This is a genomic window from Mycobacterium sp. IS-3022 (genome assembly GCF_001500065.1).
Taxonomy (GTDB): domain Bacteria; phylum Actinomycetota; class Actinomycetes; order Mycobacteriales; family Mycobacteriaceae; genus Mycobacterium.
Window position 1 is genome coordinate 1 of the sequence record NZ_LQIN01000002.1, and the last position, 19,950, is coordinate 19,950.

Below are 19,950 nucleotides of genomic sequence, written 5' to 3' on the forward strand. Positions count from 1 at the left end.
TTGACGACCGCACCCCACGGCAGGCCTACCTCCACGCCATTACCCACGAAAACCTGCCAATTTCTTGACTCAAGACATCGGTTGGAACGCTGTAGTGATCTCATTGCGGCGTACACCGACCCGTCGGCTGGGACAGGAGCTTGACCGTGCGAACCGGCCCGCCGGGTTGTAAACCGTTCACCTTCAGGCCGATATCACATAGGTACAGGTTGAAAAAGTCGCCGTAGATGCCTCCGGCGCGTCCGATCATCTCGAAGGCATCCGGAACCTTTTGGAGAAGATCGTCGAGCTGCGCCTGCTGATCGACGAGCGGCGTGGCAATGGCGTCAAGGCGTTGCACGGTGTCGTGCAGCAAGGGGCGGTTGTCGGCGAGCAGGTCGGCCAGAGTCCCCGCGGCGTTGCTGATGTCCACGGTTCGCTCGGCGAGCGGGTCGCCCTTGTCCTTCAGGCCGGTGATGAGCACTTCGAGATTGTCGATGGTCTGGTCGAACTCCGGTAGCTGCCGAACCGTGGTGTCCAGCACGGCGTTCAGATTGTCGACCACCGCACCGATGGCCTTGTCACGCTCGGCGATGTGGGCGGTCAACTGCGCGGTCTGGTCCAGGATGTCGTTGATGGTGCCGCCCTGGCCCTGGAACACGGTGATGATGGACTGGGCGATGGTGTTGACCTTTTCCGGGTTCAGCGCCCGGAAAAGTGGCTTGAAACCACCGATGAGCGCGTCGAGGTCGAGGGCCGGCTGGGTGCGGGACAGTGGAATGACCCCGCCCGGCGGCAGGACTTGCGCCGCGCCGTCGCCCGCGCCGCGCTTGAGTTCCACGTAGCGGTTGCCGATCAGGTCTTGGTAGCGAATCGAAGCGGTGGTCGACTGGTACAGCGGTAACGACCGGCTCACTGTGAAGTGCACCTGCACGCGTCGCCCACCGTCCACCAACTCGATCTTCTTGACCTTGCCGACCTCGACGCCGGATGCGCGGACGAACTGGCCCGCCCGCAAGCCGCTTGCGGTGCTGAACACCGCGGAATAGCTGTTGGTTCGGTCGAAGCGGAGTTGGCCGAACACCACGACGATGCTGATCGTGAGTATCAGCAGCACCACCGACAGCGCGCCGAGCTTGATGTTGAGGCCGGTGGTTTTCATGGGTTGATCGTGTTCTCCCCGAATTGGCGGCCCCAGACATACTCGGTGAGCATCGGCTGGCCGATTTCGAAATGGTTGTAGGGGGCCATGTTGAAGCCTGTGTCCGTCACCAGCCACGGGGCCGGCCACAGTTCGCGGGTGATCTTCTGCCAGCAACCCGGTTTGCCGCCGGGCCCACCCTTGGCGTTTACCCGCGGGAGGTTGTCGGGATAGACGTATGGGTTTGCGGCACCCAGTATTATGGCGTTCGCGTTGCCGGAGTATCCGTTGCCGCCCAGTATCTTTGCCACTTTGGGTTGGAGATCGTGAAAGTTGCGGATGGTGCAATACAGGGCGGGGCTGTGTTCATCGAGCAGCTCGGCGGTGGGCACCAGATCGGCGATCCCGCGCTCCAGGTACGGCCCACCTCGTTCGAAGATGTCGGCGCCGGTGTTGCCGAACCCGATCGCCGCCAACAACGCTGTATCGATGTTGTCGCGCTGCGCGTTGAATGTGTGCGCCGTGGTCACGGCGTTGTTCAGAGCTTCCCATAGATCCGGTGACGCGTCGGCGTAGATGTCGGCGAGATTCGCCAGTTGCCGGACGTCGTGGCGAAGCTGCGGCATCTGCGGATTGAGCTCGTCGAGAATGGCGTTGCCGTTGACAATTGAGGCGCCGAATCTGTCACCCAATCCGGTCAACGCTTCGGCCGCGGCCGATAGCGTCATGTTCAACTTGACCGGATCTACCTTCTCGGCGATCGATGTGATCGTCTCGAAGAGCGTGTTGAATTCGGTGGTCACCGAGGTTACGTCAATCACATCCGTCGGTGTGATCGATTGCGGAGAAGGGGCTTTCGGAGTTGTGAAGGTCACGTATTTGTTGCCGAATACAGTGCTTGCCGTAATGTCGGCGAGGACGTTCGCCGGGATCGTGGGTACGTATTTCGGCTCCACGGTCAGGGTGATCTTCGCCATCGGGCGGCCATCGTGTTCCACCTCATCGACGGCTTGCACGCGGCCGATCGCCACCCCGTTGTAGGTGACCTTCGAGCCGGGGTCCATCACCAAACCCGCGCGCTCGGCGAACATCGTCAGCGTCGTCTTAGGCGTCAGATCGCCGCGAAACTGCATGTACGCCAAGGTAAAAACCGCCGAGAGCAGGATCAGCGCGAAAAGTGCGGCCAGTTTCCTGCGAGGTTTGGGGAACTTGTTCTCCTTGACTGGGGGCTCGGGAAGGGGCGTGGTCATCGCGAGTCACACCGTGAGGTTGAAGTTGGGGTCGGTGCCGTACAGTGCCAGCGAGGCCACCAGCACGATCACCACGATCAAAATCAGGGATGCACGCATCGACTTGCCCACCGCCTCGCCGACACCCACCGGGCCGCCGCTGGCGTTGAAGCCGAAATAGCAATGATTCAGCAGGACGCACAGTGCGATGAGGATCGTGATGGTGAATGACCAGACGATGTCGTCAGGCCGCAGGAACGTCGTGAAGTAGTGCTCATACGTTCCGACGGACTGTCCGTAAAAGAGCGTGGTGACGAGCCGGGCGGCGAGGAACGACAAAATGATTGCGATCGTGTAGAGCGGAATGATGACGACGGTCCCAGCACCGATCCGGGTGGCCACCAAGAATGAGATCGATTTGATGCCCATCACTTCCAGCGCGTCGATCTCCTCGCTGATGCGCATCGCGCCAAGCTCGGCGGTGGCGCCGGCACCCACGGTCGAGGCGAGTGCCATACCCGTCGTTACGGGGGCGACGATTCGCACGTTGGCCAACGCAGCGAAGAATCCGGTGAAAGCCTCCACACCGATGTTGCCAAGCGAGGCGAAGCCCTGGATTGCGATCAGCGAACCGGCTGACAACGTGACGAAACCGATGATCGACACGGTGCCGCCGATCACGGCCATCGCTCCGGTGCCCATGCCCATCTCGGCGACCAACCGCAGGGTCTCCTTGCGGTAATGCCGCGTGGCGTGCGGAATCTGGCGCACGGCCGTGAGGACGAACAAGGTAACGTCGCCGATGCTGTCGAGTACGCGCGGCAACGCAGCCGTGGCCCCAGTCACGTATTGGTACGTGCGCGGATACCGCGCGCGCAGAACGGTCGCGGTACTCATGTCAGTTTCCGGTCCCGAACCGGACGCCGATCGCGGTGAGGACAACGTTGACGGCGAACAGCGCAAGCACACACAACACGAGCGTCTCGTTCACTGCGGTGCCCACGCCCTTCGCGCCGCCGCCGACCGTCAGCCCGCGGTAACAGCCGACGAGACCGGCGATCATCCCGAACAGTGTGGCTTTGACGATCGAGATGACGACTTCGGGCAAGCCGGTGATGAATGTCAGCGTCGAGACGTAAGCGCCCGCGGAAACGTTTTGGATGTACACGCCGAAGAGAAATCCACCGACGAGCCCGATGGTGATCACCGCGCCATTGAGCAGCGCGGCTACATAGGTCGATGCGACGACGCGTGGCACCACCAGTCGGTGGATCGGGTCGATTCCGAGCACCTCGAGCGCATCGATCTCCTCACGGATGGTGCGGGCACCGAGGTCCGCGCAGATCGCCGTGGAGCCCGCGCCGGCGACCACCAACACAGTCACCAGCGGGCCCAGCTGCGTCACCGCGCCGAGCGCCGCGCCTGCGCCCGAAATGTCAGCGGCGCCAAACTCGCTCAGCAGGATGTTGAGCGTGAAGATGATCAGCACGGTCAGCGGGATAGCGACCGCCACCGTGGGCAGAAACGAGACCCGAAACAAGAACCAGCTCTGCAGTTTGAATTCGCGCCATTGAAACGGCCGAGTCAACGCCTTGGCTGTGTCCACACACATCTGCGCGAAGCCGCCGACCGCCTCCAGGCTCGGTCCGGCCTGCTCACGGACATAGCCCTTCAAAGCTGGCGGGGCCGTCACTGGCGCTCTCCGCTTCCGCCTACCGATGTCGTTTTGCTGTAGTTCGCATCTAGCGGTTCGGTCGAGCTCAATAGAGGCCCCCCGTCATCCACTCAGCGTCGGCTTCGAGCACCGGCAAGACCATGTGCACCTATCCCAAACACGCTCTGATTCAGCCCCCTTCGTGCTTTCGGAGGGCTATTGTGACCGCGCTCACCGTAGCACTGGCTGCATGAGCAGTCAACGACTGACTGCGCAAGCAGTCAGTACGGTGCTATAGTTGCCGCAGCAGGTGAGGAGGCAGCGTGGCACCAGTGCGCGAGGATGCAGAATTGCGGGGAAAATCAACCGAGATTCTGGACGCCTTCACGCGCAGCGTTGCCCGCGAAGGCTACGACGGAACCAGCTTCTCCATCATCGCGACCGAACTCGGCATCTCCCGGGGTTTGATAGCGCATCACTTCGGCACCAAGGAGCTGCTCTTCGCGACTTCGCACTCTTCCTATATGCGACGGCGAATCGACGAGGCGGTTCGGATCCTCGACGAACTGCCCACGCCGGCCGAGCAACTCGCTGGGTTCTTGTACGCGGCCATCCTGGTTCAGACATTCGATCGGGATGCGACGGTGGCGTTCCAGCGCGAGGTCGCCCGGCTCGCGAAGGAAGACGAAGGTTCCGAAGGCCGCAAGCTGCGAGCCGAGTACACCGAGCTCGTGCGCGACGTGCTGGACGCGGGCGTCGCAACTGGTGAATTCCGTGCTGGTGATACGAAGACGCGAAGCCTGCTCATCTTCGGTTCTGTGCATTGGGCGTGGACTTGGTTTCGACCGGAGGGGCCGAAATCGGTCGACCAGATCGGCGCAGAAATCGTCGATCTGATGCTCGGTTCACTTCTGGTGTCACGTCGTCGGTTGGCGCGACTGGCCGATCCAGACGGCGCAATCGTCGCCACTGTGCGTGACATTCTAGCCAACGGACACCGGGCACCCGCGAAGTCGCGTTCCGCGTGAACACACGGGGTGAGGTTGTCGCGCGGTGCTGAGCACTACTTCATCACCCGACGCGACAGCCGGCCGATCGCGCGGCGCATCGGATCCGAGATGAACACGGCGACAAGACCGTTGCCGACGTCCTCGCGTAAGCGCGTCAGCTTCGAGCTCTTGATGAGCCAGCGCCCGTCGGCTTTCTCGTAGGTCTCGGTGTAGTGCCCGTACCCGCGCAGGTTGATGCCGGGACCGAATCGCACGACGTCCTCGAGCGCCCACACGCCGCGCGCCGTCGTCGACGAGGTGATCTCGATCTCCGGTGCGTGCACCTGATGCACGGTCGCCTGGTTGCGCAGGCTCTTGCGGGTGAACGCGACGAACTCGTCGGCACCGTCGATCACCTTGCCGCCCGCTTCGGTTGTGTCGCTGAGGAAGTCGTCGGTGAAGATGGTACGCCAGGCCGCCCACTGCTTGGTGTCGAGAAGCCTACAGTAGCGCGCCTTCAACTGTTTGATCGCTTCGATCTCCACGAGGTCGGCTTCGGTCACTTGGCCATCTCTTTCGCGCGTTCGACATAGAACCGTGCCGCCCGTCTGATCGACTCGGCGGTCGGCCGTGGTCGCCAGCCCAGTTCTCGGGTGGCCTTACTGTGGTCCGCGGGCGGCATGATGTGCAGAAGCCGGACACCGGTGATGTTGATCGGCATCTCGCGTCGCAGCAGCCACCCGGCCGCGGTGGCCATTCCGACCGCGGCGTACACCAGGGCGAGCGGGACGCCGAATCGCGGTGGCGTCGCCCCGACCTCGGTTGCCGCTGTCTGCAACATGTCTCGCATCGACATGTATGACTCCGAGATGATGTACCGCTCGCCTATCGCGCCGTTCTCGCCGGCGAGCAGAAAAGCCTGCGCGACATCCTCGATGCCGACGACCTCGGTGTGCACGCCTGTGATGTAGGCAGGAATCTTGCCGAACGCGGCATACTGCACCATCAAACCCTGATGCGGTTGCCAATCGCCCGGGCCGTACGGGTTCGACACGCACATCGCCACCGCGGGAAGCCCGCGCTCGCGCACGTAGCGCAGCACGAGATCCTCAGCCTGGCGACGTGATTGGATGTATGCGCCCCCCTTGTCGCCCCAGTCGAACGGCATGTCCTCGGTGACGGGGCCGCGTCCGTCGCCCAGCGCTATCGTGCCGATGGTGCTGCAGAACACGAACCGATGAAGGTCGGCCTCGGCGGCGACGTCGAGCACCCGCCGCAGGCAGTTCACGTTCGTCTCGAACAACGGCGCCGGATCGCGCAGGTGGAAGCGGGTGTCCACGATGCAGTAGTAGACGACGTCGCGGTCGGACATCGCCGCGCGCAGCGCCTCGTCGTCGTAGAGATCGCCGTAGCGGCGCTCGACATCGAGGTCGTCGATGGCCACGGTCGAACTGGTCTTGCGCAGGTACACCCGGACGTCGTCGCCGCGCTCGATGAGTTTGCGGGTGACGTGGGAGCCGACGAAGCCGCTGGGGCCCATGACCAGTGCTCGACGGTTGGCGGGCGGCAATGTTGTCACCTTCCGTGGGTCACGAGCGGGCCAAGCACGCACGCTCGCGCAGGAGTCTAGGACGCTTTCTTGGCGACGGCGGCGTATGCCGGCTTACCGAGGCCGAGTACGTACTGCGCGATCATGTTGCGGAACACCTCCAGCGTGCCACCGTAGATGCCGACCAGCGGCGCGAAGCGATACACGTACTCCGCGGCGCCGTCGTCGGCGGCACCATCGGCACCGAGCGGCAGCGACGACGCAGTGCCGAGGATGTCCATCAAATCCGGCGAGATGTCCCGCATCGTCTGCGCCAGCGCCACCCGACCGAAGATGCTGGTGGCCGAGAACGCCGCCTCCATACGGGCGACGCTGCGCCCCAACCGGTACGTCACCGAGCCGTCATCGATCAACCTGCGGCCGTTGGGGTCTGGCTCCGTGAGCTTCGCCGCGGCCTTGTCGACCGCGGCGGCCATGGTGTTGGCCTGATGCATCATGATCGAGACGTCCTGAAGACCGTCGGCCGCCGCTTCGACCGCACCGTGCTCGACGTTGAGCGGTTCGCGCACCACCGTCCAGCCGTCGTTCACCTCACCGAGACGATACTTGTCGTCGACGCGGACATCGCTGTAGTACACGATGTTCGTCCGATCACCGTCGACGGTGCGGATGCCCTGAATCTCGATGCCCGGCGAATCGAGCGGTACCAGGAACATGGTGAGGCTCTTGTGCTTCGGTGCATCGGGATCGGTGTTGGTGATCAAGAAGACGTATTGACAGTTGTGCGCACCGGTGGTGAACATCTTCGAGCCGTTGATGACCCAGCTCGATCCATCGGCTTCCCGCACCGCCCTGGTCTTGCAGGTCGCGACGTCGGATCCGCCTTCGGGTTCGGTGTAGCCCAGGCAGAGCCGGACCTCGCCGGTGTACACCCGCGGCATCACCTCGGCCTTGAGTTCCGGGGAGCCGAACTTGTCCACCGACCGCGCGATCATCGCGGTGGTGCCGAACGTCACCCACGGCACGTGCGCGCGGCGCTTCTCCAGTTCCCAGATCCGACGCCGCACCCGGTTGAATCCGCCCTCGGATTCCGGCTTCCATTCGCGCGCGAGGTAACCGGCCTTTCCGAGCGCCAGGTGGACGCCTTCGTCGAAGTTGTCGCCGGTCTCACGATCGTGGCGCAGGACGTCCTCGGTGACGATCTCACGCAGGAATGCGCGCGCCTCGTCCCGGAAGGCCCGGTCTTCTTCGGAGAGTTCGACCCGTGAGAAATCCATTTACTCGGCCTCTCCGCTCTCCCGCGCCGCGACGACCTCGGCGATGTACTTGGCGCTGGCGGCGGGGTCTCCTCCGGCCAGCGCCCATCCTCTGGCGCGCAACAGGTATGCACTGGCGGCGGCCTCGGCCGAAACCCCGAGCCCGCCCTGCACGTGCACCGCCATGGTGGCGGCTTTGGACGCCTCTTCGGCCATGAACACGAATGCCGACGGCGCCAGTTCAGGCCGCTCGTCGGGCTCGTTGTCGAGGAACCACGCCGCGCGGCGCGCCAGGTTGCGCCCGCCCTGGACCGTGATCGCGATATTGGCCAGCGGATGCGAGATCGCCTGCAGGGTCGAGATCGGCACGCCAAGGGTGTAGCGGGTCTTGGCGAACTCGGCGGCGATGGTCATCGTCTCCTCGACGAGCCCGACCAGCGCCGCGGCGGTCAGGACGCGCCATTCATCCAGTGCCCGTTGATATTCCGCCACCGTCTCCGCCCCGCTGGCCAAGACCGTCCGGCTGTCGGCGGCCGACGGGTCGATCCAGGCCATCGGTAACCGGCCGATGTTGTCGACCTTGACGGGCCGGGTGGCGAAGGTCAGCTTGACGATGTCTTGAAGAGCGGGGCCGTCGCGGACGACGAGATGGTCGGCGACCGCTGCACTCGGCAGCAGTCGCATTCCGGGAGCGCCGTTCTGCTGCGGGTCGAGCCCGACGATCTGCTTGCCGCTGACGATATCGGGATCGACCGCGCCCAGTCGGCCGAGCAGGCGCGCGGCGCAGACGTGGTCGATCCACGGCACCGGGGCCAGCGACCGGCCGATCTCCTCGGCCACCAACGACAGGTCGACCAGCGTCGCGCCGTCGCCGCCCAGAGCTTCGGGCAGCGCCATCGTGGTCGCGCCCATCGTGCACAGACGTTCCCACAGGCTCTTGTCGAAGCCGGATGCCTCTGCGGCGCGGACGGTTTCGATCGAACAGTGTGTCCTGAAGAAGTCCTTGTACGCCGCCTGCAGTGCCTTGTGGTCCTCGGACAGGCTGTAATCGAGCCTGCGCAGTTCGTAACGGTCCATCACTGCTCCTTGTCGGCGCCGAAGAAGAATTCCTGCGCGTTGTTGTACAGGTAGTTGTCCAGCACCTCGGTCGGCAGGTCGAGGGCGATTGCCTCGGGAACGACGCGGCGCATCTTGAGCACCGGCCAGTCCGACGCATAGATCACCTTGTTCGGTCCTCGGGTGCGCATGTAGTGAAGCAGGCTGTCGGGCAACCGTTTCGGCGACCACGCCGACGTCATCAGGCGAAGGTTCTGATACTTGATCAGCAGCCGGATCGCGACGTCCCACCACGGATCGGCACCGTGGATCATGCAGAGTTTGAGCTCGGGGAACCGCACGCAGACCCGGTCGAGGTGGATCGGGTTCTGCACCTCGCCCGGAATCGGTGGCCCCGGCAGACCGGTGTTGACGCACAGCGGCAACCCGAGTTCGGCGCACTTGGTGTATAGCGGGTAGTACACGGCGTCGCTGGGCGGATACTGACCGTCGCCCCAGAAGCTCGGCCCCACGGCCGTATACGCCACCGGCAGGTCCTTCACGACCGCCGTCAGCTCCCGCAGCGGCGGGATGGGCCGCAACAGGTTGACACCGCCCATCGCCAACGCGAACCTGTCGGGCCTGGCATCGACGAACTTGCGCGCGGTGGTCGAGGGTTTGGCGATGCTGTCCATCAGGATCGCCTTGACGACGCCCTGTTCGTCCATCTCGTCGAGCAATTCGCTCAGATCGACGGGGGCGAACATCGACTGCGGGCCCTTGAAATAGTCGTCGCGGACCTTGAGCATCCACGTCGGCTGCCGCTCGGTCTCGCCGAAGTGGACGTTGACCAGGCAGTCGATGGCCCGATTGGCCTTCGGGGAGGCTTGGGCGCTCATGTCAGCGACACCTGTTGTTTCGCAGTGCTTTTCGCCCAGCGGTAATCGGGCTTGCCGTTGCCGAGGCGACGAACGTGATCGACAAAGATGAACTCCTTCGGTGCCTTGAAGCGTGCGAGGCTCGACGTGCAATGTGTGCGCAGTGCTTCGTGGGTGGCATGTGCGCCGTCCCGCAGGGCGACAAGTGCCACGACTTCCTGGCCCCACCGCTCGCTCGGCCGGCCCACGACAAGCGCGTCGGCGATGCCCGGGTGGGCGCGCAGCACTTCCTCGACCTCCTCGACGAAAACCTTCTCTCCCCCGGTGTTGACGATCAGCGAGTCGCGGCCGAACAACCGCAGCGTGCCGTCGGCCGACAGCGATCCGCGGTCACCGGAGATCACCACACGCCGTCCGTCGACCACCGGGAAAGTCCGCCGTGTCGCTGCTTCGTCGTCGAAGTAGCCCAGCGGAATGCGCCCGCCGCGGGCGACGAAGCCCACCTCGCCTTCGCCGGGCGCCACGAAGCGTCGGTAGTCCTCGGACAGCACCAGTGCACCTTCACGCAATTCGAAGGTGTCCTTCTCCTCGCCGCGCTGGCTGCGGCCGAACCCGACGTTGCCGGTTTCGGAGGATCCGTACCCGTTGATCAAGGTGATCTGCGGCAGCAGATCAAGCAGCGCGCGTTGGTGTTTCGGGTTGGTCGCCGCTCCCCCGGTGCCGATCGCGAACAACGACGACAGGTCATAGGAGCCGCGCCGCAACTCGTCGACCAGCGGTGCGGCGTAGGCATCCCCGACCATCGTCATCAGGCCGACCTTCTCCCGTTGCGCGGTTTCCAGTACCGCGCGCGGGTCGAATCTCGTCCTGTCATAGAGAATCACCGGCAGTCCGTTGAGCAGCGCGGCGAACGCCGTCCACATTCCCGCGGCATGCATCAGCGGCGACACCGCGAACCACGGTTGTCCGCCGTGCGCGACCTTGGCGTGAATCTCGTCGACGGAGTCGTGGTCGGCCCCGTTCATCGAGATCACATAGGTATCGCTCTGGCGCCACATCACGCCCTTGGGCCGGCCGGTGGTGCCGCCGGTGCACACCATCATCACGTCGTCGGGCGAGGGCACGATGTGGTGGTCGGCATCGCCGTGCGCCAGCGCATCTTCCAAGGCGATGGCGCCCGGCAGCTGCGGAGCCGAGATGTCGTCATCGACCGAGATCATCAGGTCGGCGCTGGCGGGTGGAAGCACGTCCGCGAACTCGGGTCCGAAGGACCGGTGGTAGATGACGGCGCGGGGACGCAGGTAGTCGAGGAGTTCGGTGACCTCGCGGGGCGTGTAGTTGTAGTTCACGTTGACCGGGACGGTGCGCGCCTTCAGGCATCCGATCACCATGTCGGGGTACAGGTCGTTGTGCATGAGCAGCGCGACGCGGTCCTGCCCGCACTCCCAGTTCTGCAGTTCGGCGCGTTCGCGGTGCGCGCCGAACCCGTGCCCGGCAAGGTAGTTGGCGAGCCGACGGGTGCGCTCGGCCGACTCGCCGAACGTGCTGCGGCGGGCCCCGCAGACCGTCATCAGCCGATCGGGCACCGCCTGAGCGATCGCGTCGAGGACCGCCCCGATGGTCCACTCGGGCATGCTAGGCGCCGACCCGCACGCTCGCACCGAGCAGCTCGAGAGCGTTGTCGCGCATCACCTTCCGGGTGTCTTCGGCACTGAACTCGGGGAACTGCGGGATGTCGGCGGTGAACGCCATCGGGTCGGCCAGGCCTTCGCCGTGCGGCCAGTCCGAACCGAACAGGATCTTGTCCACGCCGATGGTCTCGGCCAGCAGTTTGACGTCGTCCTCGTAGTACGGCGCGATCCAGACGTTGTTGCGCAACTGCTCGACCGGGTCCTCCTTGAAGTGGTACGGCGCCGTGTTGGCCGCCTTCTTCAGCCGCTTGATCAGCCGGTAGACGAAGTAGGAACCGTTCTCGATGCTGGCCACCTTCAGCTTGGGGTGCCGGGTGAACACCTGGTGCACGATCATCGAGGCCATCGAGTCGTGGATGGCGCGGTCGTCGAGCAGGACCTGGTCGAGCGGATCCTTCTTGCCGAAGCCCTCGAACGTCGACTTGCCGCCCCACAGCGCCGCAATCGCGAGATACCCGCTGTCGGACAGGTGGAAGATCACCGGCACGCCGGCTTCGGCGAGGCGCGCCCAGACCGGATCGTGCAGCGGATCGCCCAGCGACCGCGGTTTCACCACGCCTGGCACGGGCGCGGGCCGCACGCACACCGTCTTGGCGCCGCGACCTAGGACGAACTCGACCTCCTCGACCGCCTTGTCGGGGTCGGCCAGCGAGATGATCGGCGCCGAGATGAACCGGTGGTCGGGCCGGTCGAAGCCCCAATCCTCGTCCAGCCACAGGTTGAATGCGTGCGCCGACGCCATCGTCGCCTCGATGTCGTGCTTGAGCGCCTCCTCGACGCCGCACGCGAACGTCGGCAGCATGAACACCGTCTGGAGGTTCTGCTTGTCGAGGATCTTCACCCGGGCGTCACGGTTCTGGTACTCGGGGTGGTCGGCCAACCGGTCGACCTTCATCAGCGACGCCGGGTCGACACCGTCGGGAATCTCGCCACGGAACAGCAGATCCAGGCACCCCGGTTCGATGATCGGGTCGAACGTCGGGTTCGGAATGAAGTGGTTGACCCGCTCGCCGATCACCGCGAAGGTGCGCTTGCCGTCGGAAAGCATCTGCACCCCACGGCGTTTGTATTCCTTGGGCAGGTGCCGGGTGAAGGAGTCCAGCGGCTCGTAGTAGTGGTTGTCGACGTCGATCGCCATGTAGTCCAGCGGTTTCGGGGAAGTCATGGGGTGTCCTCCTGCTGCGGTGTCAACGGCGGAAAGTTCGGTGGGCGCTTCTCGAAGAAGCTCGTGATGCCCTCGAGGAAGTCGGGCCGCGTCATCGATTCGTGCATCAGCTTCTCGGCATGGTCGCTGGCTTCGAAGACATTGCGCATGGTGTCTGCGTACACCTGTTGCTTGATCACCGCCAGCGAACTGGGCGCGCAGTTGGCGGCGATGTCCTCGGCATAGCCGATCGCACGGGACAGCAACTCGTCCGGCGCCAGCACCTCGTTGACCACGCCGAGCCGCGCGGCCTCGTCGGCGAAGAACATCCGGCCGGACAGCAGCAGGTCCATCGCCACCCCGGTGCCCACGATCCGCGGCAGGATCCAGGAGATGCCGTACTCGGCGATCAGCCCACGTCGCGCGAACGAGGTGGTGAACTTGGCGCCGTCGGCCGCGAAGCGCACGTCGCACATCAGCGCCAGCGTCAAACCCATTCCCGCGCAGGCTCCGTTGATCGCGGCGACGACGGGTTTGCGCATGCTCATCACGAAGTGTGGATGGCGCGCGCCGACCAGCTTCCCCACGTCGGTGTCGGCGGCGCCGTCGACGGTGGCGGCGCTGATCGTGGTCAGATCCCCCATGTCCGCGCCGGCACAGAATGCGCGACCGCTGCCGGTGACCACGATCGCCCGCACGTCGGGGTCCGCCTCGGCACAGTCCAGCCGCTCGTAGAACATGGTGGCGAGCCCGCCGCCCCAACCGTTCATCCGGTCGGGCCGATTGAGCGTGATCAGCGCGACGCCGGTGTCACGCACCTCGTAGCGCACCGGGGTGGTGACCGGTTCGGCGACGTGGTCAGGAGCGCTCACCCGGCAGTCCTCCTCCGGCGGTCCGAGGCTTGTGAATGCTCATACTGTACACCTATCGGTAGTGTCTTCCGCAACCGTCGGCCACTCAGCTGCCAACCAGCCCGAACCGCCGATATGCAGCGTCGATCTGGGCTCGGGCCTCGGCCGGCAGCTCCGCCTGCGGCGGCCGCGAGTGCGGATAGGCGCCGATGGGCAGCCCGAGCACCGAGGCCGCGTACTTGAACGCGCCGCCCCAATGTGTGAAGTAGTCCGGCCGACCCGGATAGCAGGTGAACCACGACCCCATGTCGAGGTCGAACTGATCCAGCCCCGATTCCCGCGCATGGTCGATGGCCTCGACGAGCTTGTCGGCGAGGATGAGTTCCCAGTACTCCGAGAACGGCCGGTGCGCCGCGGTCTCGAACAGGTATCCGGCGGTGCCGAGTTGCGCGGGGCAGACGACGCCCTCGCGCAGCCACCCCGCGCGGTACACGGTCTTGTCGCACTCCCACACCGCAAGTCCGGGCGCCAACTTGTGCAGCAGCCGGCTGGCCGCGGGCCGAAACGCGCCCTCCTTCGTCGCGCAGACCGCCGGAATCTCGTGGAATATCTCGGCGCTTTCGGCCGGCGTCAACACGTAACCCGACGACGGCGAGTTGAACATTCCGAGCGCGATGTCGGTGCGGTCGGCGATGTATCGGAAAAAGCGCAGCACCCCGACCCCGCCGTGCGCTTCCATCATCGGGGTCTGGATGTAGACGATGTCCGCGCCGGCGTCCTGCGCATGGCGCGTCAGCTCGAGGCAGTCCTTGGCCGCCGTCGCGGCCGTGCACGCCTGGACGACGACGTCGGGATTGGCGGCCCGACCCTCTTCGATTGCGACCTCCAGCAATCGTTTTCGTTCGTCGATCGTCAGCGCCCAGAATTCGGCTATGCCGCTCGTGCACCACAGCAGCGGGTGATTCAAAACGCCGACGCAGTGTCGCACCAGCGCCCGATACGCGTCCCAGTCGATGTCGTCGCCGTCGACACCGCAGAAGGGCGTGTAGAGCGAGTCGCCGATACCCCGCAGATGATCGCGGGCCCACTCCCGAGCGTCTTTCGCCGTCGCCACGATGATCTCCTCAGTCTCAGGTGAAGTCTGAGCCCCCGTCGACGTTGACGTTGGCACCCGTCATGTACGAGTTGCGCCGAGACGCGAGAAACGCGACCACGGGCGCGATTTCGTGCGGTAGTCCCGCCCGCGGCAGGTGAGCCGGATGGCCGAAGTGCTCGCCGATGGCCGCCATCAACGCGTACGGATCGGTGCCGTCGACTCCGACGGATTCGGCCCAGCCGATCAATGCTTCCGACGCGATGCTGCCCGGTGAGACCACGTTGACCAGAATCTCGTCCTTGGCCAGCAACAACGACAGATTCTTCGAAACACTGGTCAGCGCGGCTTTGGCCGCGGTGTAAGCGGGCAGGATCACGCTCTGCCGTTGTGTCGAATGCGCGGAGAAGTTGACGATGCGCGCCCAATCCGCGGTGCGCAGCAACGGAAGCGCCGAACGCACACAGTGCACCATTCCCATCACTCCGCCGTCGAAGGCGTTGCGCCACTGCTCGTCGGTCAGGTCCTCGAAAGTGCCGACGGCGTCGGGTCCAACGGCGTTGATGAGGATATTGAGACCGCCGTCCCAGCGCTTCCCGACCTCGTCGAAGACCTGCTGAACCTGGTCGGCATCGGTGGTGTCGGCGGTCAGCGCCACCGCGTCGGGGCTGCCGAGTTCGGCGAGGGCGGTCGCCGCCTCATCGAGGACGTCCGGTGTGCGGCCGACGACCGCGACCCGGGCACCGTCTTCGGCCAGGCAGCGCGCGGTCGCGAAACCCATTCCGCGCCCGCCGCCGACCACGACGGCCGTGGCGTCCTTCAGCCCGAGATCCATACGGCCTTTCGCTACCCGATTCGGTAGAGAACCTTACTATAGGACTTACAGTAGAACGGTGAAATCACCGTCGGAAGCCGCTGACGGTACATTCAGGTCCACCAACCCCGTTCGCGGGGCGCAACGCACAGCTGATTCGATGGAGGTGCCCTACGTGGCAAGGCAACCGACCGCCGAGAAGCGTCAGCGACGTGAGCGCGGATCCATCAATCCCGACGACATCATCAACGGCGCCTTCGAACTCGCCGAACAGGTGGGCATCGACAACTTGTCCATGCCACTGCTCGGCAAGCACCTCGGCGTCGGCGTGACGAGCATCTACTGGTACTTCCGCAAGAAGGACGACCTGCTCAACGCGATGACCGACCGCGCGCTGCGCCAGTACGTCTTCGCGACACCGTATGTGGAGGCCAAGGACTGGCGCGAGACGTTGCGCAACCACGCGCGCACGATGCGAAAGACGTTCATGGGCAACCCGATTCTGTGCGACCTGATCCTCATCCGGTCAGCGCTGAGCCCGCGGACGGCCAAGGTCGGCGTGCAGGAGGTCGAGAAGGCGATCGCCGGCCTGGTGGAGGCGGGCCTGTCGGCCGAGGACGCGTTCGACACCTACTCCGCGGTGTCGGTGCACGTTCGCGGATCGGTGGTGCTGCACCGCCTTCGCGAGAAGAACCGCGAGGCCGCCGAAGGTCCGAGCGACATTGAGGAGACGATGACCATCGACGCGGAGAGCACCCCGCTGCTGGCCTTGGTCACCGAGAAGGGCCACCACATCGGTGCGGCCGACGACAAGAACTTCGAGTTCGGCCTCGAGTGCATTCTCGATCACGCGGGCCGGTTGATCGACGAGGCCAAGAGCAAGCCCGCGAAGAAGCCGACAGCCCATAAGCGGTAGTTGGCCGGTGATTAGCCTTCGTTTGTGAATCTGACGACGTTTCCCGGCGAAAAACGTCGCCAGATGCACAATCGAGCGGTGGTCGGCTAGACCTCGATGACGACCGCGCCGCCCTGGCCGCCGCCGGCGCACATCCCGGCGACGCCGATGCCACCGCCGCGCCGCTGCAACTCGTAGACCAGCGTGGTGACCATCCGCGCTCCGGATGCGGCGATGGGATGGCCGAGGCTGCAACCACTTCCGGAGAAGTTCACCAACTCCTCGTCGATGCCGAACTCTCGGCAGGCCGCGATCGGCACCGAGGCGAACGCTTCGTTGATCTCCCACAGCGCGACATCGGAGGGCTTGAGCCCCGCACGATCGAGCACCTTGCCGATGGCCCTCACCGCACCGAGCCCGCAATCGCGCGGTGGCACGCCCGCCGCGGCCCAGGCCCGCACGGTTGCCATCTTGGACAAGTTCTCGGCGTCGGCGTACTCACTGTCCACCAGCGCCACCGCGGCCGCGGCGTCGTTGGTGCCGCTGCTGTTGCCCGCGGTGATCGAGAAACCCTCGATCTCCGGATGCAGCGGCTTGAGGCCGGCCAACTTCTCGACGGTGGTGTCGCGGCGCGGATGCTCGTCGACGCTGAACTCGACCACCGAGCCGTCCAATTGCTGCACCTTCAGCGGCACGATCTCGTCGACGAACTTGCCGGCGTCGATCGCGGCGATGGCGCGTTGATGCGACCGCGCCGCCCACGCGTCCATCTCTTCGCGGGTGATGCCGACCGCCTGGGCGGTGTTCCAGCCGACGGTGATCGACATGTCCTTGCACGGGGCGTCGGGCGTCTCGACGTGCGTCGGCGGCATCCACTTCTCTTCGAACTTCAACTCCGGCCCGGGGATGCGCCAGTTGACCAGCGGCGTCATGGACAGCGACTGAACGCCACCGGCGATCAGCGCACGCTCCATACCCGAGCCGATCTGCGCCGACGCGTTGCCGATCGCGGTGAGGCTGCCCGCGCAGTGCCGGTTCACCGACTGCCCGGGCACGTCCTGCAGGCCGATGGCGTCGGCCGCATAGCGGGCGAGATCGCCGCCGCCATAATGGGATTCGGCGAAGATGAGGTCGTCGATGGCCTTTGGGTCGATCCCCGACCGCCTGATCACCTCGGGCAGCACGGTGGTGATCAGCGTTTCGGGTGGAGTGTTGACCAACGTGCCCTTGAAGGACCGGCCGATCGCCGTCCTGGCGGCACCGACGATGACGGGTGTGCGCATGTTCTCCACCTCGGGGTTCGACGTAAGCGACGTTACAAAACTAGCAGATAGTGTAGCGGACCCCGTCATTCGGGGTCGGGCACGTGGAAATGCTCGTCACGCAGCCGGAACGCTTCCTTGGTGCCGTGCTGCGCCCGGGTCTTGACGAAGTTGAACTCGCCGTCGGCGAACTGCAGGTTCGTCCCGTAGGCATGGAACAGATAGCTCGCCACTTCCTCACCCTGGTAGGCCTGGCTCTGCTCGACGAGGCGGAACGCCTCCTTGGCGATCACGACGCCGTCGGCCGGCATCTTGGCCGCCTTCTCGGCCCAGTACCGCGCCCTTGCCGAGACCTTGTCGGGATCGCAGGTATCGGTGAAGACGCCGAGCTGCTCGACCGCGCCGGCCTCGATGATGTCGCCGGTGAGCAGCAGTCGCCGCGCGAGCACCGGACCCAACCGGTGGAAGAACATGTGCAGGCTGCCGAGCGCGGGGCCGAGGAAGCGGGTCGCCGGCATCCCGATCTTGGTCGTGCGGGCGATCACGGAGATGTCGGTCATCAAGGCCATTTCGAAGCCGCCGCCCAGCGCGTACCCGCTGATCTCTCCGACCGTGACCTTCGGGAAGCCCATGAAGTTGTGGTAGAAGCCGAACGACTTGCGGTCGACCGTCAGCCGTCGGCGTTGGCTGGGGCGCCGCTTGGCTTGTACCGAGTCCTTGTCGCCATACCAGCCGTAGGCGTTGTTCATGTCGGCTCCGGTACTGAACACACCGTCGGCGCCGCGCAACAACACCACCGTGATGTCGTCGTCGTCGGCGACGTGGTCGAGGTGCCGGCCGACGGCATCCCGCATCGCCGCGTCATAGGAGTTGCGCTGCGCCGGATTGTTGAAAGTGATCGTCGCGATCCGCTTTTCGCGGTCGACGTCGAACAGGACGCGGTCATCGGCGGTAGTGGTCATCGGGTGTCCTCACTGAACGCTGGAAATGAGCTTGGCCTCAATGGTTTTGTCCGCCCCGACGGCGAGCGTGTTGCGCCGCGCAGCGGCCAGATGATCGGTGGCCAACCGCACCGCCCGGGCTTCGTTGCCGTCGCGGATTGCGTCGAGCAGCCGCTGGTGGTCTCGCAGCGCCGCCCGCATGGTCTTCTGGTTGATCTCCCCCGCCGGGCCGTTGGGGCCGGCGGTGCCCGTCTCGTCGCCCCACACCGACGATTCGTGTGCCGACCAGATCAACTCCAGCGAGCCGATCAGCAGGATCATCGGCTCGTTGCCGCATCGAGCGACGATCGCCTCGTGAAAGCGCCGAGCGTTCGCGACAAACTGTGCAGGATCGTCGAACTCGGTTGTCTGCCTGCCTATTTCCGTTTCCAGGTACGGCACCACCTCGGTCATGCGGTCTTTCCGGGCGGCGCACATGCCCGCACAGATCGGCTCCAGATGCAGTAGCGCACCGCTGACGTCGGCCGGTGTCGCCGACCGGGCCTGCAGCACCATGCTGATCATGTGCGCGGTTCGGTCGGCCGACGGCAGATGCACCACCGCGCCGCCCATGTTGCCTCGCCGCACCGAGATCAGCCCGTCCACCTCGAGAAGGTGGATGGCCTCGCGCAACGCCGGTGGGCTGACCCCGAATTCGGCGAGCAGGCCGTCCTGAGACGGCAACACGTCGCCCTCTTTGAGGTGCCCCGAAAGGATGTCGTCGCGCAGCCTCGCGGCGACGATCTCTGCCACCCTCGGTGGACGTATCCGCGGCGACCTGGTCATCTGTCGCGGCGTTTCCCGAACTCGAACACCGAAAGCCGGTCAGGCGGGGACGCCGCGGTGTGGAACTCCCCGATGCACAGCACGTCGTCGCCGCGGAGCAAGCGGGCGGTCGAGGTCACCCGGCCGTCGGTCTCCACGCGGGTCACGTCGAAGCTGAGCTCGACGAGGATCGGCGTCGGCTTGCGGAATGTGACGGTCAGCGAGCGGGTCTTGCCGGTTCGCCCCGTCGCGCAACTCTGATGCTGTGTCACGCAGTCGAAGAACACCGCCAGGAACCCGCCGTTGACCAACCCGGGCGGACCTTCGAACAGCACAGGGAAGGTAACCCGCCCCTTCGCCGTATGATCGCCGAGTTCGTCAAAGGTGTACTCGGGAAAGGCCGGGTTGTACGCGCCGATGTCGAATGCGTGATCGAGGTAGATGCGCTGGGCGTCGGTGGCCGCGGGCCCGATCCGTGGTGTGAGATCCGCCGGTGCCGCGGTGGCCAGTTCGCGCTCCCACTCGCCGATTTGCCCGAGCATGGCATCGACGGTCGGGTGGTTGTGCTCCATCGACAGCAGTAGGCCGCTGAGCCGACGGATCGCGCCCGCCGCGGCGACGGTCTGGGCCAGCGGCTGCTCACCGAAGCTGGGCGTCGTGTGCGCCATCCCTACCTTCCATCGCGGGAGCTGTCCTTGCTAACTTGTACAAGATAGCATTACTGTATGTCTAACCATATAGCTTG

General features: G+C 65.1%; 20 protein-coding genes. 2 read left to right on the plus strand and 18 right to left on the minus strand.

Annotated elements, in window-relative coordinates; translation table 11 throughout:
- Window positions 1-100: 100 nt before the first annotated feature.
- The 4 genes from AU188_RS03285 to AU188_RS03300 are packed head-to-tail and all read right to left on the minus strand — an operon-like array spanning window position 101 to window position 3,961.
- Entirely contained in the window at window positions 101-1,141 is a 1,041-nt protein-coding gene (locus tag AU188_RS03285) for a virulence factor Mce family protein (RefSeq protein WP_059162305.1), read from the minus strand.
- Window positions 1,138-2,370, minus strand: coding sequence for an MCE family protein (locus tag AU188_RS03290; protein ID WP_059162306.1), 1,233 nt, complete (start codon window positions 2,368-2,370; stop codon window positions 1,138-1,140). The genes AU188_RS03285 and AU188_RS03290 overlap by 4 nt, the downstream gene beginning before the upstream one ends.
- Window positions 2,371-2,376: 6 nt before the next feature.
- Window positions 2,377-3,246, minus strand: a complete 870-nt coding sequence (locus AU188_RS03295; protein WP_059162307.1) for an MlaE family ABC transporter permease — start codon at window positions 3,244-3,246, stop codon at window positions 2,377-2,379.
- 1 nt (window position 3,247) lies between these two features.
- Complete coding sequence (locus AU188_RS03300) at window positions 3,248-3,961, minus strand: MlaE family ABC transporter permease (protein WP_502687583.1); 714 nt, start codon at window positions 3,959-3,961, stop codon at window positions 3,248-3,250.
- Between the two features lie 365 nt (window positions 3,962-4,326).
- On the opposite strand from AU188_RS03300, the gene AU188_RS03305 reads away from it, so the two are divergent.
- On the plus strand, window positions 4,327-5,031 hold the full coding sequence (locus AU188_RS03305) for a TetR/AcrR family transcriptional regulator (RefSeq protein WP_216636162.1): 705 nt from the start codon (window positions 4,327-4,329) through the stop codon (window positions 5,029-5,031).
- A 35-nt stretch (window positions 5,032-5,066) separates the two neighbouring features.
- Here the strand turns inward: AU188_RS03305 and AU188_RS03310 are convergent, their stop codons facing one another.
- The 10 genes from AU188_RS03310 to AU188_RS03355 form a co-directional block, all read right to left on the minus strand.
- Window positions 5,067-5,555 (minus strand): nuclear transport factor 2 family protein, encoded by a 489-nt coding sequence (locus AU188_RS03310; RefSeq protein ID WP_059162309.1) that lies wholly within the window; start codon window positions 5,553-5,555, stop codon window positions 5,067-5,069.
- A complete protein-coding gene (locus AU188_RS03315; RefSeq protein WP_059162310.1) occupies window positions 5,552-6,532 on the minus strand; it encodes an NAD-dependent epimerase/dehydratase family protein in 981 nt (326 codons plus the stop codon). Before AU188_RS03315 ends, AU188_RS03310 begins: the two co-directional genes overlap by 4 nt.
- 86 nt (window positions 6,533-6,618) lie before the next feature.
- A complete protein-coding gene (locus AU188_RS03320) occupies window positions 6,619-7,818 on the minus strand; it encodes an acyl-CoA dehydrogenase family protein (RefSeq protein ID WP_059162311.1) in 1,200 nt (399 codons plus the stop codon).
- Window positions 7,819-8,874, minus strand: a complete 1,056-nt coding sequence (locus tag AU188_RS03325) for an acyl-CoA dehydrogenase family protein (protein ID WP_059162312.1) — start codon at window positions 8,872-8,874, stop codon at window positions 7,819-7,821.
- On the minus strand, window positions 8,874-9,731 hold the full coding sequence (locus tag AU188_RS03330; RefSeq protein ID WP_059162313.1) for an amidohydrolase family protein: 858 nt from the start codon (window positions 9,729-9,731) through the stop codon (window positions 8,874-8,876). The genes AU188_RS03325 and AU188_RS03330 overlap by 1 nt, the downstream gene beginning before the upstream one ends.
- Window positions 9,728-11,344 carry an acyl-CoA synthetase gene (locus AU188_RS03335; RefSeq protein WP_059162314.1) on the minus strand — a complete coding sequence of 539 codons (1,617 nt, stop codon included), beginning with the start codon at window positions 11,342-11,344 and terminating at the stop codon, window positions 9,728-9,730. Before AU188_RS03335 ends, AU188_RS03330 begins: the two co-directional genes overlap by 4 nt.
- A gap of 1 nt (window position 11,345) precedes the next feature.
- Complete coding sequence (locus tag AU188_RS03340) at window positions 11,346-12,566, minus strand: amidohydrolase family protein (protein ID WP_059162315.1); 1,221 nt, start codon at window positions 12,564-12,566, stop codon at window positions 11,346-11,348.
- Window positions 12,563-13,417: an enoyl-CoA hydratase gene (locus AU188_RS03345; protein ID WP_059162316.1), complete on the minus strand. Its 855-nt coding sequence runs from the start codon at window positions 13,415-13,417 to the stop codon at window positions 12,563-12,565. The genes AU188_RS03340 and AU188_RS03345 overlap by 4 nt, the downstream gene beginning before the upstream one ends.
- An 85-nt stretch (window positions 13,418-13,502) precedes the next feature.
- Window positions 13,503-14,510, minus strand: a complete 1,008-nt coding sequence (locus AU188_RS03350; protein ID WP_059162317.1) for a dihydrodipicolinate synthase family protein — start codon at window positions 14,508-14,510, stop codon at window positions 13,503-13,505.
- A gap of 16 nt (window positions 14,511-14,526) precedes the next feature.
- Window positions 14,527-15,324 carry an SDR family NAD(P)-dependent oxidoreductase gene (locus AU188_RS03355; RefSeq protein ID WP_059162318.1) on the minus strand — a complete coding sequence of 266 codons (798 nt, stop codon included), beginning with the start codon at window positions 15,322-15,324 and terminating at the stop codon, window positions 14,527-14,529.
- 139 nt (window positions 15,325-15,463) lie between these two features.
- On the opposite strand from AU188_RS03355, the gene AU188_RS03360 reads away from it, so the two are divergent.
- Window positions 15,464-16,219, plus strand: a complete 756-nt coding sequence (locus AU188_RS03360; protein ID WP_502687582.1) for a TetR/AcrR family transcriptional regulator — start codon at window positions 15,464-15,466, stop codon at window positions 16,217-16,219.
- Between the two features lie 86 nt (window positions 16,220-16,305).
- Here the strand turns inward: AU188_RS03360 and AU188_RS03365 are convergent, their stop codons facing one another.
- The 4 genes from AU188_RS03365 to AU188_RS03380 form a co-directional block, all read right to left on the minus strand.
- On the minus strand, window positions 16,306-17,481 hold the full coding sequence (locus tag AU188_RS03365; RefSeq protein WP_059162462.1) for a thiolase family protein: 1,176 nt from the start codon (window positions 17,479-17,481) through the stop codon (window positions 16,306-16,308).
- A 65-nt stretch (window positions 17,482-17,546) separates the two neighbouring features.
- Window positions 17,547-18,422, minus strand: coding sequence for an enoyl-CoA hydratase/isomerase family protein (locus AU188_RS03370; protein ID WP_059162319.1), 876 nt, complete (start codon window positions 18,420-18,422; stop codon window positions 17,547-17,549).
- A 9-nt stretch (window positions 18,423-18,431) separates the two neighbouring features.
- Window positions 18,432-19,226 (minus strand): FadR/GntR family transcriptional regulator, encoded by a 795-nt coding sequence (locus AU188_RS03375; RefSeq protein ID WP_059162320.1) that lies wholly within the window; start codon window positions 19,224-19,226, stop codon window positions 18,432-18,434.
- Complete coding sequence (locus AU188_RS03380) at window positions 19,223-19,873, minus strand: hotdog family protein (protein WP_059162321.1); 651 nt, start codon at window positions 19,871-19,873, stop codon at window positions 19,223-19,225. Before AU188_RS03380 ends, AU188_RS03375 begins: the two co-directional genes overlap by 4 nt.
- Window positions 19,874-19,950 lie beyond the last annotated feature (77 nt).

Coding starts and splice junctions, on each gene's coding strand:
- AU188_RS03330 (WP_059162313.1), bottom strand. CDS start 9,731: ATGAGCGCCCAAGCCTCCCCGAAGGCCAATCGGGCCATCGACTGCCTG.
- AU188_RS03285 (WP_059162305.1), bottom strand. CDS start 1,141: ATGAAAACCACCGGCCTCAACATCAAGCTCGGCGCGCTGTCGGTGGTG.
- AU188_RS03315 (WP_059162310.1), bottom strand. CDS start 6,532: ATGGGCCCCAGCGGCTTCGTCGGCTCCCACGTCACCCGCAAACTCATC.
- AU188_RS03320 (WP_059162311.1), bottom strand. CDS start 7,818: ATGGATTTCTCACGGGTCGAACTCTCCGAAGAAGACCGGGCCTTCCGG.
- AU188_RS03360 (WP_502687582.1), top strand. CDS start 15,464: ATGGAGGTGCCCTACGTGGCAAGGCAACCGACCGCCGAGAAGCGTCAG.
- AU188_RS03365 (WP_059162462.1), bottom strand. CDS start 17,481: ATGCGCACACCCGTCATCGTCGGTGCCGCCAGGACGGCGATCGGCCGG.
- AU188_RS03355 (WP_059162318.1), bottom strand. CDS start 15,324: ATGGATCTCGGGCTGAAGGACGCCACGGCCGTCGTGGTCGGCGGCGGG.
- AU188_RS03375 (WP_059162320.1), bottom strand. CDS start 19,226: ATGACCAGGTCGCCGCGGATACGTCCACCGAGGGTGGCAGAGATCGTC.
- AU188_RS03295 (WP_059162307.1), bottom strand. CDS start 3,246: ATGAGTACCGCGACCGTTCTGCGCGCGCGGTATCCGCGCACGTACCAA.
- AU188_RS03335 (WP_059162314.1), bottom strand. CDS start 11,344: ATGCCCGAGTGGACCATCGGGGCGGTCCTCGACGCGATCGCTCAGGCG.
- AU188_RS03325 (WP_059162312.1), bottom strand. CDS start 8,874: ATGGACCGTTACGAACTGCGCAGGCTCGATTACAGCCTGTCCGAGGAC.
- AU188_RS03340 (WP_059162315.1), bottom strand. CDS start 12,566: ATGACTTCCCCGAAACCGCTGGACTACATGGCGATCGACGTCGACAAC.
- AU188_RS03290 (WP_059162306.1), bottom strand. CDS start 2,370: ATGACCACGCCCCTTCCCGAGCCCCCAGTCAAGGAGAACAAGTTCCCC.
- AU188_RS03380 (WP_059162321.1), bottom strand. CDS start 19,873: ATGGCGCACACGACGCCCAGCTTCGGTGAGCAGCCGCTGGCCCAGACC.
- AU188_RS03370 (WP_059162319.1), bottom strand. CDS start 18,422: ATGACCACTACCGCCGATGACCGCGTCCTGTTCGACGTCGACCGCGAA.
- AU188_RS03300 (WP_502687583.1), bottom strand. CDS start 3,961: ATGTGTGTGGACACAGCCAAGGCGTTGACTCGGCCGTTTCAATGGCGC.